This window comes from Pseudofrankia saprophytica, from assembly GCF_000235425.2.
Taxonomy (GTDB): Bacteria; Actinomycetota; Actinomycetes; order Frankiales; family Frankiaceae; genus Pseudofrankia; species Pseudofrankia saprophytica.
Genome location: NZ_KI912266.1, coordinates 1,293,489 through 1,306,038 on the forward strand (window position 1 = coordinate 1,293,489; position 12,550 = coordinate 1,306,038).

General features: G+C 73.4%; 10 protein-coding genes. 2 read left to right on the forward strand and 8 right to left on the reverse strand.

The genetic code is table 11. From position 1 onward, the window contains the following. Nucleotides 1–273 precede the first annotated feature (273 nt). A complete protein-coding gene (locus FRCN3DRAFT_RS0205670; RefSeq protein ID WP_007516166.1) occupies nt 274–1,278 on the reverse strand; it encodes a metal ABC transporter substrate-binding protein in 1,005 nt (334 codons plus the stop codon). A gap of 123 nt (nt 1,279–1,401) precedes the next feature. After that, nucleotides 1,402–2,436, reverse strand: a complete 1,035-nt coding sequence (locus FRCN3DRAFT_RS0205675) for a hypothetical protein (protein WP_007516167.1) — start codon at nt 2,434–2,436, stop codon at nt 1,402–1,404. Nucleotides 2,437–2,832: 396 nt separating this feature from the next. Between FRCN3DRAFT_RS0205675 and FRCN3DRAFT_RS0205680 the strand changes: the two genes are divergently transcribed. Then, complete coding sequence (locus tag FRCN3DRAFT_RS0205680; RefSeq protein WP_007516168.1) at nt 2,833–3,126, forward strand: type II toxin-antitoxin system VapB family antitoxin; 294 nt, start codon at nt 2,833–2,835, stop codon at nt 3,124–3,126. Between the two features lie 612 nt (nt 3,127–3,738). On the opposite strand, the gene FRCN3DRAFT_RS0205685 is transcribed toward FRCN3DRAFT_RS0205680, so the two are convergent. The 4 genes from FRCN3DRAFT_RS0205685 to FRCN3DRAFT_RS49200 all read right to left on the reverse strand — a co-directional run bounded on the left by FRCN3DRAFT_RS0205685 (nt 3,739) and on the right by FRCN3DRAFT_RS49200 (nt 8,581). After that, complete coding sequence (locus tag FRCN3DRAFT_RS0205685) at nt 3,739–4,098, reverse strand: hypothetical protein (protein WP_007516169.1); 360 nt, start codon at nt 4,096–4,098, stop codon at nt 3,739–3,741. Nucleotides 4,099–4,178: 80 nt separating this feature from the next. Beyond that, nucleotides 4,179–6,176, reverse strand: a complete 1,998-nt coding sequence (locus tag FRCN3DRAFT_RS0205690) for a hypothetical protein (protein WP_232793931.1) — start codon at nt 6,174–6,176, stop codon at nt 4,179–4,181. Nucleotides 6,177–6,293: 117 nt separating this feature from the next. After that, nucleotides 6,294–7,508 (reverse strand): pyridoxal phosphate-dependent aminotransferase, encoded by a 1,215-nt coding sequence (locus FRCN3DRAFT_RS0205695; RefSeq protein ID WP_007516171.1) that lies wholly within the window; start codon nt 7,506–7,508, stop codon nt 6,294–6,296. 242 nt (nt 7,509–7,750) lie between these two features. Next, nucleotides 7,751–8,581 carry a hypothetical protein gene (locus FRCN3DRAFT_RS49200; protein ID WP_007516172.1) on the reverse strand — a complete coding sequence of 277 codons (831 nt, stop codon included), beginning with the start codon at nt 8,579–8,581 and terminating at the stop codon, nt 7,751–7,753. Nucleotides 8,582–9,099: 518 nt separating this feature from the next. On the opposite strand from FRCN3DRAFT_RS49200, the gene FRCN3DRAFT_RS0205705 reads away from it, so the two are divergent. Next, nucleotides 9,100–9,612: a Fur family transcriptional regulator gene (locus FRCN3DRAFT_RS0205705; RefSeq protein WP_007516173.1), complete on the forward strand. Its 513-nt coding sequence runs from the start codon at nt 9,100–9,102 to the stop codon at nt 9,610–9,612. Between the two features lie 23 nt (nt 9,613–9,635). Here FRCN3DRAFT_RS0205705 and FRCN3DRAFT_RS42850 read toward each other — a convergent pair whose 3' ends face one another. Together FRCN3DRAFT_RS42850 and FRCN3DRAFT_RS0205715 are read right to left on the reverse strand one after the other, a co-directional pair. Next, on the reverse strand, nt 9,636–10,889 hold the full coding sequence (locus FRCN3DRAFT_RS42850) for a CapA family protein (protein WP_007516174.1): 1,254 nt from the start codon (nt 10,887–10,889) through the stop codon (nt 9,636–9,638). Nucleotides 10,890–11,328: 439 nt separating this feature from the next. Further along, a complete protein-coding gene (locus FRCN3DRAFT_RS0205715) occupies nt 11,329–12,351 on the reverse strand; it encodes an LLM class F420-dependent oxidoreductase (RefSeq protein ID WP_007516175.1) in 1,023 nt (340 codons plus the stop codon). Nucleotides 12,352–12,550: the final 199 nt, after the last annotated feature.

The window sequence follows — 12,550 nt, forward strand, 5'->3', positions numbered from 1 at the left end:
CCACGACGGCCGGCTCAGCGACGGCCGGCCGCGCCCCGCGGTCGGCGAGCGCGGCCAGCCCGAACCGCGGCGTCACGAGCGACGGGCCCGACGGAGCTACCGAGGCGGGCCGGGCGTCGGAACTCATGGCGGCCACGGTATGCGGTGGGCAGCCGGCCGACAGTGGGCGGTCGGTCCGAAGGCCACGGTCGGTCCGCGTCGCGACCGACCGCGCGAGGTGGGCGAAGCCGCGCGCGGCCGCCGCGGCGGCCACCGGTCGTGGCGACGGCCGCCTCACCGCAGCGCTCCGACGATCACGTCGGTGTTGTGCTGCTCGGCCTTCAGGTAGGTCTCGCCGGCCGACCCGGCGGGGCCGAGCGAGTCGGCGTACAGCGAGTCCTCGCCAGCGACCACCGTGACACCGGCCTCATGCCCGATCGTCTCGGCGGTCTTCGGTGGCAGAGATGACTCCGAGAACACCGCCTTGACCCCGGTCGCCCGGATCTTCGCGACGATCTCCTGGATGGCTCGGCCGGAAAGCTCGGCCGAGGTGTCGAAGCTCGGGATGATCGAGCCGACGTAGGTGATTCCGTAGCGGGCCGCGTAGTAGCCGAACGCGTCGTGGTTGGTGACCAGCAGCCGACGGTCGGGTGGGACCGTCGCGAACGCGGCGGCCTGGCGGCGGTCGAGCCCGTCGAGCGCCGCCGAATAGGTGGCCAGATTCGCCTGGTAGGTCCCGGTGTGCGTCGGGTCGGCCCGCGCCAGGCCCCGCTCGACGCCGGTCACCATGATCTTGGCGTTGCGCGGGTCGTGCCAGATGTGCGGGTCGTGCTCGCCGCCCTCGTCACTGGTGCCGGTGCGCAGGGTGACGCCGTCGGCCATCACCACCCGGGTGCCCTCGAACCCGGCGGCCGAGACCGCGTCGTCCAGCCAGGACTCCAGGCCGACGCCGTTGGTGACCAGGACGTCGGCCGTGGCGATGGCATCCAGGTCGGCCGGCGACGGTTCGTAGTCGTGCGGGTCGACGTTCGGCTTGACCAGCTGGGTGACCTTGACGAGGTCGCCACCGATCGCCCGGCTGAAGTCGCCGGCCTGGGTGGTCGTGGCCACGACCCGCAGCTTCCCGCCCTGGGCGTCGCCGCCGGCGGTGCCGTCCCCGCCGGTCCCCGAGCCGCAGCCAGCGAGCAGCGTCGACGTGGCGAGCGCGAGCAGCGCACCAGCCGCCGCCAGGGCCCTGGGGCGGCGCTTCCGGGGCGCGGCGAACCGACGGACAGGCGTCCGGACCTCTGAAGGGCGCATGCCCGTAATGAAAACCGTTTCGGATACGGCTGTCAAACCGAGCCCGCGGACGCCGGGTACTCGGGCTGGTGCCCGGACGGCCAGAACCCGTCGGTAGGCGGACCCCGCTAGTCGGCGGACCCGCTAGTCGGCGGAAAGCAGGCGGCGAAGTTCCAGGCCCAGCGAGCGCGGCTCGGTCAGTGGCTGGCGGAAGGTCACCCGCAGCTCGTCCGCGCCCTCCGGGCCGACCTGCCACAGCGTCAGGCCGGTGCGATCGAGATCGCCGACCGCGACCGCGGCGACGGCGGCCAGGTCCATGGGGTCCGCGAGCCGCCTGGACCACGCCGGCCCGGCCTCGCCGCCTCCGCCGCCCCCGTTGGCGAGACCTCCCAGGCCGACGGCGCCGGCCGCACCCGCACCCGCGGCCGAACCGAGGCCTTCCGTCACCGCCGCCGTGCCGCCGAGCGCGCCGGCCGTCCGGGACGGACTGGCCACCGGCCGGGCGACCAGCTGGCCGTGCGCGGCGATCCGGCGCAGCTGGTCGGCGTGCGCGGTGTTCAGATGCTCCACGAGGTCGGGCGCATAGGCGGCGATCAGGTCCGGCTCGGCGAGCGCGTAGGCGGCCAGATCGATCCGCTGACCGTTCGCCGTCGATGGCCACCGCGGCTCGGCGCCCTGGCCGAGCGCCTTGCTCTCCGCGCCGCTCACGGCACCCCCGGCCGCCCAGTGGACGCGGTGCAGCCATCCCCGGCGCATTCCCGGCTCGGCCGCGCTGGGCAGGCACAGCAGGACCTCGTCGACCGACAGCGCCACCGCCGCGAGCTCGTTGTCGCCGCACGGCGGCACCTCGACCGTCAGGCCGGGCCCGGCGATCCGGCGGGCCACCTGCTCGGCGCTGCCCGGCACCGCCCGCAGCTGCCCGGCCAGCACGAGCCGCTCGCCCGTGGCACCCGGGATGTCGAGGCGGCAGCGGCGCGACGAGGCGGCAGCGGCGGCACGCGCGGGCGGGCTGTCTGCGCCGACCAGCAGAACCGGCTCGCCGCCGTCGTCGATCAGGCCGGTCCAGCCCCGCACCCGCGGTCCCAGCAGGGTCAGCAGCGCGTGCCGGGCGCCGGCCAGCACGGTGCGCGCGCGGACCGCGTCTCGGACCGTCGCCTCGTCCGGTTCCTCCGCTGGCATCGAGTTCCTCCTGTCATCAGGTAAGGCTTACTTAAGTAGCCGCCGCTCCTCCCGTCAAGCAAAGGCCTTTCCTCGGCGTGCGGACGGGAGTGCCGAGGCCCCAACCAGCCCAATCGGCGACACAGGGGGTGACTGGCGTCTCGGGAGGATCGCCGCCGCGACGGCGGGGCGCGTTGACAACTACCCGACGCCAACAAGGCCCGCGTGTCTCAATGTCCGAGCAACTACGGGCCGGACACTGGTAGTGCCCCGGGGCGCGGACGGAGGATTCTAGGCTGGACTGGCCGGCCGGCCCGGGGGCTGGCAAGCGGCCACGCGGCCCGGCGCCGTCCGGGTGGCGAGGTGTTGACAGTTGGTCCGTGGCGTGAAGGTTGACGGCACGGCGAGGAGGTTCAGGTGATCTTCAAGCTGGTCGGGGACAGTCGCCCGTACCCCGACCACGGGCTCGGCCAGCGCGACTGGGCGAAGATCCCGCCCCGCCAGGTCCGGCTCGACCAACTGGTGACCACGAAGCGAGTTCTCGCGCTGGATCTGCTGCTCGACGAGGACTCGACCTTCTACGGCGACCTGTTCCCACATGTCGTCGAGTGGGAGGGGGTCCTCTATCTCGAGGACGGGCTGCACCGCGCGGTACGAGCCGCGCTGCAGCAGCGCACGTCCATCCACGCCCGCGTCTACACCGCGCTGTGACATTGGTTCGCTCCGTGCGGGCGGCGCGCTCCGGCCCCGTACTCGCTTCGCTCCCACGGGACCTCCGCGCGCCGTCCTCCTCCGCTCACGGGTCCTCCGGCGACCTCCGCTGCTGCCCAACCCACATCGCTTCGCTCGTGGGCCGGGCCTCCGCGGGGGCGCGCCTCCGCGCCAGCGCGGTCACCTTGCGCTCAGACAGCGCGAGACCACAAAACCGGGCCCGGGGCCACTTCGCTGCGCTCGTGGAGCGGAATTCGCTCCCGACCGGCCGGTACGGCAGCGCTCTAGCCGTCACCAGTCCAGACACCCACGAGCGAAGCGAAGTGGCCCTACAGATGGGCCTGCTGCGGGTTGGTGACGTTCAGCGGCGGGTGACCGTGCGGGCGCGGAGGCGCGCCTCGCGGAGGCCCGGCCCCGGAGCGACGCGAACGGGGTCGGGCCGCAGCGAGGTCGCCGGAGCGCCCGTGAGCGGAGGAGGACGGCGCGCGGAGGTCCCGTGGGAGCGAAGCGAGTACGGGGCCGGAGCGCCGTGCCCGGACGGAGCGAACCAGCAACAACCTTCGGCCCCAACCCCGGTCCCGAAGCAGGCCTGCGCGTTCAGCGGCCAGGCGGCTACTTGCTGGGGAAGGTGTAGACGACGAAGCGGTCGTCGTCGACCTTGGCGAAGACGTAGCGCGGGCAGGCCTTCGCGGGACGGTAGGCGGCGACGGGGCGCAGCACCGGTGAACGCATGATCTGCTTCACTCGGCCGCCCGCGAGCCTGTTCATCTCGGCCGTGGAGACGTCCGGTGGATTCTCCCGTTGCTCGTAGTACGAGCCGCAGTACCTGATCTCCGGAGGCCGGGACGTCCAGGCCGGGGTGTGGAAGAACCACAGCAGGTAGAGCTCCCGAAAAATGATCACCATCAGCCCGATGATCAGCAAAGACCGGACGAAGTTCCCGGCTCGGGACGAGGCGAGGACGGGGCTCACAAGACCGGGAGCCTACGGGCATCGCTGCAGATTTTGGGGCATGCCCCCTCGGTGCGGCGAGGCGCGGGGGGCCTTCGCCGCTACGGGCAGCGCGTCAGGACGTGCAGGGTTCCCGTGTTCGGGAAGTCGAAGGCGCTCGACGGGCACCAGCCCTCGCCGCGCAGATCGGCGAGTTCCGCCCGCGTGCCCGAACGGTCGTAGACGAGGACGAACAGCAGGACGCGGCTCGGGGACGGGCCCTGGCGCGCCGCCAACGCCGCGCGTGCCCCGCCGGCGCCGACCTGGGTGAGGAAGACCGTCGAACCCTCAGGCAGGCGCGGGCCGACGCGGACCGGCGCGCCTGGCACGCCCAGCGCGCCCGGGGCCGCCGCCGGATCCGCGGGTCCCGTATGCCCGGCCGTGAGGATCTGGGGCGCGGGCAGGTAGGCCCCGTCGTCGCTGACGCCCATCGCGTACAGCCAGCCTGAGCGAGCCAGCCGGCCACCGACGACGACGACGTCACCCGGCTGGTAGAGCCGGCGGGTCAGCGTCGTCGCGTCGACCATCAGCGCCACCGGCCGGATCTCGGCGCGCTCCCGCCACAGCGGCGCCAGCGCGCTCGCGGACGCCACCGGCGTCACGGCGAGCACGGCCAGCGCGGCCGCCAGGAGCACCCGCCCGGCCAGGGCCGCCGCCCCACCGAGGCCGCCGCGGGCCGCGAGGCGGCGGCCGGCGGGGCGAGCGACGTGACCGGCCACGCGGTCGGCTCCCGTGGCGATGACGACGGCCAGCAACGGGACGAGGAACAGGTTCGTGCGGTTGGCGCCGAAGGGCCAGTAACGGCCGGCGCTGGCCGCCAGCGCCAGCACCAGCGCGCCCACCACGGCGGCGATCAGATGGCGCCCAGGGGTTCCTCGGCGGCGCGCGAGCGTGACGGCTCCGACGACGAACGCCACGCCGGCGGCGGGAGCGATGAGCCAGCCCGCGGCGAAGGTGGTGTCGGTCGCCGGGTGCACGAGGTTCGGGTCGTAGCGGTCGACGCCGGCCGGCGCGCCGCCGAGGATCCGGACCGCCTCGCCCGCGACGAACCGGACCGCCTCGAGCGGGCCACGGCCGGCGAGGAACTGGGTGTCCCAGAACTGGCTGGCCCGTTGGCTGGACTGGTGGCCGACGAACAGCGCGGTGTGCAGCCCGCAGATCGCCAGCGCCGGCGCCGCCGTCAGCGCGGCGGCCAGCCGGCGTCGCCACCCACGGCCGGCCGCCAGCACGTCGACGGCGGCCAGGGGGATGATCAGGAACGCGGCCGGCACCGAGAACAGTGAGACCAGCCCCGCCGCGGCACGCGCCGCGAAGGCCCGGCCTGGCCTGGGAGCGAACCCCTGGTCGTCCGGAGCGCCCCCGTGCCGGTCCCCGTCGATCCCGTTCCCGTTGGCCGGGTCGTCCGCGCGGGACTGTGCCGTCGGCCGCGGGTCTCCGGCCGTCCACAGCCCGACGATGGCCAGCGAGGCAAGCGCCTCGACCGAGTATGGCTTGAGCTGGGTACCAAGGTCGACGATCACCCCGGACAGTCCGACCGACGCCCCGGCGAGGCCGGCCGCGACCACGCCGGCGAACCGTCGGGTGAAGACGTAGACGGCCGCGGGGAGCAGAACCAGCGCGACCAGCTCGGGTACCCGCAGCACCCAGGCGTGCCAGCCGAACAGGTCACCGACGAACCGGATGAGCGCGGCCCAGCCGAGCGCCGACGGGGTGTTCGCGTGCGCGAGCTCCGGCCAGAAGGTCGACGCCGGCTCGGCGAGGAAGTGCGGCCGCCAGATCTCGTCGTACCAGAGCGGACGGTCCAGCAGGACGTGCAGCACGCCCAACGCGGCGACGACGGCCCCGGCGAGCGCCACCGCCACGGCGGCGTCCACCGCCCGCCGGCGCGGTCGGGCCCGCCGGGTGCCCGACCGCGTATCCGGCTCGACCCCGGCGGCGAGATCCGCCTCGACGCCGGCGGCGGGATCGGCGGACGTCGACCCTGATGGTCTGACTTCGGCGGAGTCGACGGCGACCACGCCGGGAAGGGACGCATCCGGGTCGCCAGCTCCGGCGTCCACAGTTGAAGGCGAGTTATCCACAGGTCTTGTCCACAGGACGCTCAAGGCTGTGGAAATCTCGCCCAGTCATGTGGACAGCGACGCCGCGAGCTCCTCGTGCTCTGCTCAGAGCCCTGCTCAGATCTGCTGGTAGGTCGACAGGAAGCGGTCGATACTGCCGATGGCGGTCGTGAGGTCGTCGACGCTTGGCAGGGTGACGATGCGGACGTGGTCGGGCTTCGGCCAGTTGAAGCCGCTGCCCTGGACCAGCAGGATGTTCTCCGCCCGCAGCAGGTCCAGAACCAACCGCTCGTCGTCGCGGATCGCGTACACCTCGGGGTCAAGCCGCGGGAACGCGTAGAGCGCGCCGCGCGGCGGCACGCAGGACACCCCGGGGATGTCGTTCAGCAGCTTCACCACGGTGTCCCGCTGCTCGCGCAGCCGGCCGCCGGGCAGTACCAGGCCGCCGGCGCCCTCGTCGTTCGCCAGGGCCGCCACGACCGCGTACTGGCCGGGCACGTTCGCGCACAGCCGCATGTTCGCGAGGATGTTCAGGCCCTCGATGTAGCTGGAGGCGTGCTCCCGAGGACCGGAGACGACCATCCAGCCGGCGCGGAACCCGGCGAGCAGGTAGGCCTTGGACAGGCCGTTGAACGTCACGCAGACCAGGTCGGGAGCGAGCGCGGCCGTCGAGACGTGCTCGGCGTCGTCGTAGAGGACCCGGTCGTAGATCTCGTCGGAGAACACCATCAGGTTGTGCTGGCGGGCCAGCTCCACCAGCGACTCGATCGTCGCGCGGTCGTAGACGGCGCCGGTCGGGTTGTTCGGGTTGATCAGCACGATGGCCCGGGTGCGCGGGGTGATCATGGCGGCGACGTGCTCCGGGTCGGGCATCCAGCCCGCGGACTCGTCGCACAGGTAGTGCACCGGTTTGCCGCCGCAGAGGCTCACCACCGCCGTCCACAGCGGGTAGTCCGGGGCGGGCAGGAGCACCTCGTCGCCGTTGTTGAGCAGCGCCTGCAACGACATCATGATCATTTCGGAGACGCCGTTGCCCAGGTACACGTCGTCCGGGCCGATGCCCACGAGGCCCTTGCGGCGGTGGTACTCGGCGATGGCGACACGTGCCGCCGGCAGTCCCTTGGAGTCGCTGTAACCCTGTGCGCTGGCGAGGTTCGCGGTCACGGACGCGAGAACCTCGGGCGGGGTCGAGAAGCCGAACGGGGCCGGGTTGCCGATGTTCAGCTTCAGGATCCGCTCGCCAGCGGCCTCCATCCGGGTCGCCTCGTCGAGGATGGGGCCTCGGACGTCGTAACAGACGCCGGCGAGTTTCTCGGATTGAGTGAACTCCATGCCATCCAGGGTAGGCGTCTCGTCCACGGGTTATTCACGCCCGGTGTCCGCGCCAGGCGCCCCCACCCCGGCGGAGTGGGGGACGGGATACCCGTACCCGCACGTTCCCGGCGGCGCGCCTCACCCAGGGTTCTCACCCTCGCCCCACCAGGTCGCCACTTTCCGTAATCGCTCGCCGCGTAGGGACGCTCTCAGGCCGGGTGCGTCCCGCCCGGCCTGACGAGTCTGACGGGTCTGACGGGTCAGTTGTTGACGCCGCCAACCGTGGGCAAGGTCGGCTTCGGCGCGGGGCTGGTCGCGCCCGTGGGCGGCGCCGACGTGGTGGGGCTCGCCGTGGTCGTGGGCGGCGGAGCCGGCGTCGTGGCGACGGGCGGGGCCGTGGTACTCGTCGCGGTCGCCCGCGGGGTCGTGCGGACCGCCGTCGGCCTGGCCGCGGGCGTGGTGGCGCGCACGCCCGGCGCCGCCGTGTCCGGCGGGGCGCCCGTCGTCGGCTCGGCCGGGGTCGCCGCCCCGGCGGTGGCCATCGGCAGCGAGAGCCGGGCGGCGAGCGCCGCCCACTGCTCGTCGCCGGTCGTGAGCCCCTTCCTGATCTCCCCCTGGAGCACGTCGATGGCGAGCTTGGTGCCGTCGAAGAGGTTCCCGCAGGCGGTGACGCCGTTGCCGTAGCCGTCGAGGCCGCCGTCGAAGAGGTTCTGCGCCAGGGTGTCCGGACCGGACGTGAGCGCCCTGCCCTCGGTGACGTCGTCGGCGAGCCTGGTGCAGGCCGGCCGGAGCGCGGCGCCATCCTGCGCGTCGAGGCGCGCGCGGATCTCCGCGACGTCGTCAGCGGTCCGCTGGCGGATGTCGTGCGTCCCGTCGTACCAGAGGGTGACGGCGCTACCACTTACCGTCGAGGCGGCGTACACGCTGTCGGGAGAGACGGTCGAGCCCGACGACCGCCTGTCGGTGCAGGTGGTCAGCACCCCGGCGACCGCGATGAGAGCGGCACCGGCGATGGCGAAGCGGACCCAGATCTGGCTCGGCTCCCCGTCGGCGCGCACGCCCGCCCGCGACCCCGTCCGGGGGCGATCCATCCGTTGCCCTCCTTGACCTCCGGACGCCACACGACGGTGTCGCCCCGCCACACCACGCCTCGTCGGCCGGCGTACCCACCCCCTCGACGTGGCCACGCGCCACGTCGTTGGGGCCGGGGTCCGCGCCTCGGTGGAGGAAGCTTTCGGATCGGACGATATCGCCAGTTAGGTCAACCTTTGGTAGGGGTGCACCAGTTGCCGCCTCCACCACCGGTGGAGGGCGCGCGGCCGTCAACCGTTGACCAGGTCAGAGCGACTCCCGGACGCGGCGACGAACGCCCGCCGGAGAGCCGGCCCGCCTGGGCAACCTCGAGCACGTCGCACGTCACGGTGCGCAACATGAAGATCCCTTTACCTCCCAACGGTTCCCACTGACGCGATCACGACACCGCACGCGACCATCGCGCCACGGTGCGCGGTCGAAATGAAAACCATTGTCAATATCGTTGAAGCGAGGAGAGACCGCCTGCCCCCGCGGTCCGTCCAGCCCGGTCCCCCGTAGCTCTGGAGATGAGAAAGTGGAGGGCGTGCCCACCGCGAACCGCGATCGCGCCAGCGACGAGCCGGACGGCCGCGTAGCCGTCCCGGCCGGACGCGGCCTGCCCGGCCGCGGCACGACGTCGCGGTCCACCCGCCAGGGCGACGCCGTCTCGGCGGCGCTCGCGGCGACCAACGCGTTCACCAGCGCGCAGGAGCTGCACGCCCAGCTGCGCGCCGACGGCCAGCCGGTCGGCCTCACGACCGTCTACCGGCACCTTCAGATGCTCGCCGACCGCGGCGAGGTCGACGTGCTGCGCCTGGACGACGGCGAGACGGTCTACCGCCGCTGCGCGACGGGGGCGCACCACCATCACCTGGTGTGCCGCGAGTGCGGGCACGCCGTCGAGGTCGAGGGCCCCGAAATCGAGCGCTGGACCGAGCAGGTGGCCGCCGCCGAGGGCTTCACCGACGTCGCGCACACCGTGGAGATCTACGGCCGCTGCGCCGACTGCCGGACCTCCCCCGCCGACTGCTCCTTTTCCACCGACTAAGCGGTCGAGCCCTTCCCGACCGGCTACCCGGTCGGGGTGGCCGCGGCCGCGGCCTCGCCGGTAGCCGCACCGCCGGTCGCCGCACCGCCGCCCTGCGGGGTGACGGGGATGGCACCCCAGGTCGGTGGGTTGGGGTTCAGCCCGGCACAGCCCTGCAGGCCGCCCTTGGCCGCGAGGATCGCCTGCGCGTCGGACCCGGTGGCCAGCCGGGGCAGGCCGTTGACGATGCGGGCCGGCACCCACTCGGCCTGGGTCACCGCCCGGCCCTGGACGGTCAGCCGCAGTACGCCGCTCTGCGTGGTGGCGCTCACGCCGGACGCGTAGAAGACGAAGTTGCCGAGCCCGTAGTCGACGAAGGCACCCGACGGATGCCAGCCGCCGCCCTCGAGCACGTGCGCGTGCGAGCCGACGACGATGTCGGCGCCCGCGTCCACCAGGGCGGGCACGATGCCGGTCTGGTCCTCACCCGCGCAGCTGCGCATCTCCACCCCCCAGTGCAGGAACACCACGACGGTGTCCGAGTCGGCGCGGGCCGCGCGTACCGCCGCCAGCAGCTTGGGAAGGTCCTTGGCGGAGGCGAGCCCAGGCTTGCCCGGCCCCGCGGTCCAGGCGGCGGCGAGCTCGTCGTCGAGCACTCTGGTCGCCCCGATCACGGCGATCCGCTGGCCCTTGATCTCGGTCCGGTAGGGCTGGAACGCCTCGACGTCGTCCTGCCCGATCCCCACCACGGGGAACTTCGCCGCCTGGGCTGCGCGCAGCGTGTCCTGAAGGCCGGTCGGGCCGTAGTCCATGCCGTGGTTGTTCGCCACGTTCACGACGTCGACGCCCGCGGCGCGCAGCGACGTGAACGCCTGTGGCGGCGCGCGGAAGGTAAACGCCTTCGAGGCCGGCTCGCCGCCGGTGGTGATCGCCGTCTCCAGGTTCAGCACGGTGAGGTCGGCGGCCGTCAGCGTCTGGATGATCGGGCCGAGAGAGGTGAGCCCGGCCGCCGACGAGCCGGCGAAGTGCACGTCGCCGGCGAACTCGAGGGTCACCGGCTCGCCCGTGGGCGCCCGCTGCGCCCCGCCCGGGGGCACGGACGGGGCGGCCGGCGCCGTCGTGGCGGGGGCGCCCGGCTGGTTGAGCACACCGGCCTGGACCGGGCCGTTCGACGAACCGTCGTCGCCACCGCCGAGGAGCCCGCAGCCCATCAGCGTCGCGCTCGCCGCGGCAAGCACCAGCGCGATGCGCGGCGCCCCGCGCCGGCGGCCGGTGGACCGGTACCCGGATACGGCCATCGAGCGCTTCTCCTTCGGTACCTCGACGGTCGGGATCCGCGCGGCCGGCGCTCCGGACGCCCGACCCCCGGACGCCCGCCCGCCGACCGCCGGACCGCCGGCCGCCGGCCGGCCACCGACCACGGCTGGGCTCGTCGCGCCCTCGCTCCAGCCCTCGCCTGGCCCGTCCAGCCTGCCTGGTCTCCGCCGTGCCGGCATCACCGTTCACCCCACCCCGTGCTGGCCCCCGCCAGGGACACGGTAGGCAGCACCAACGTGCCACATGCGACCGGGGCCACACTGTCGGCTCGCGCGGGCGCCCCGGTCACGCCGGGTCATCCGACCTGGGGTAAAATCTCTCGTTCTGTACCGAAGCGTGTCGTCAGCGAAGTCGGCTTCCGCCGACGCGGGTCAGCCCCGAAGTGGTCGCCCCTGACGTGGTCGCCCCTGACGTGGCTCGTCAGAGCGCGAGCAGCGCGGGGGCGAGCTCGCGCCACTGGCGGCGTGGCAGGCCGCGGCGGTCATAGTCGAGCACCTGCACGGCGACCTGGTCGGCGCCGGCATCGAGATGCTCGGCGACCCGGCGCGCGAGCACCTCGGGGCCGCCATGCGGCACGATCATGTCGACCAGCCGGTCGGAGCCGGCGTTCGCGAAGTCGTCGTCGCCATACCCGTAGCGGCGCAGGTTGTTGGTGTAGTTCGGCAGCCGCAGGTAGGAGCCGGTGTGCCGGCGGGCGAGCTCCCGGGCCCGCTCGGTGTCGGCGTCCAGCACGAAGGCCTGCTCGGGGATGAGTAGCTTGCCCGAGCCAAGCGCCTTGCGGGCGGCGGCGGTGTGTTCGGGCGGAACGAAGTAGGTGTGCGCCCCATCGGCGCGGTCGCGGGCGAGCTCCAGCATCTTGGGCCCAAGCGCCGCCAACACCCGGATCGGCGTGCCATCCGGCGGCACCGCCCGGTACTGCTCGGCGGCCATCCGGTCCATCTCGTCGAGATAGGCCGTCATCTGGCCGAGCGGTTTGCTGTACGGCGCGCCGCGGATCTGCATCAGCTCGGCGTGTGAGACGCCGAGGCCGAGCAGGAATCGGCCGGGGTACGCCTCGGCCAGGGCCAACTGGCCGGCGGCCATGGTCAGCGGGTTGCGGGCGAGGATCTGCGCGATGCCGGTAGCCACGGTGATCCGGCTGGTGGCGGCGAGCATCAGCCCGGCCGTCACCAGCACCTCGCGGCCCTTCACCTCGCCGGTCCAGATCGTCGGGTAGCCGAGCTCGTCGAGCTCGGCCACGGCCTCGCGGACGACCTCGGCCGGCGAGAAGTCGAACTGCCCGCTCCAGATGCCCACCCGACCGAGTGACCCGCCATCGAGCAACGGCCGCGACACCGGTACGACGGTGCCGGGGGCACCGGACGGCGGGGACGCGGACGTGGGCGAGGAGGCCTGCGACGATGCGCTCACGCCGGTCACCGTACCGAGCCGCCCGGTGCGCATCCCCCGGCGACCCGCTGATGCCCTCTTTGCCCGCCGAAGCCACGCCCTGGCCCGCCGAAGCCGCGCCGCCGCGCCCATCGGGCGACCGACCAGCGCGGTGCCAGGCCGCATCGGGAGCGGCAGGAGGCAAGCCGGCGCAGTGGTTACCACCTTTCGAATCGCTCTGATTACAGATTGCTGGCTTGCCGGCGCGCGCACG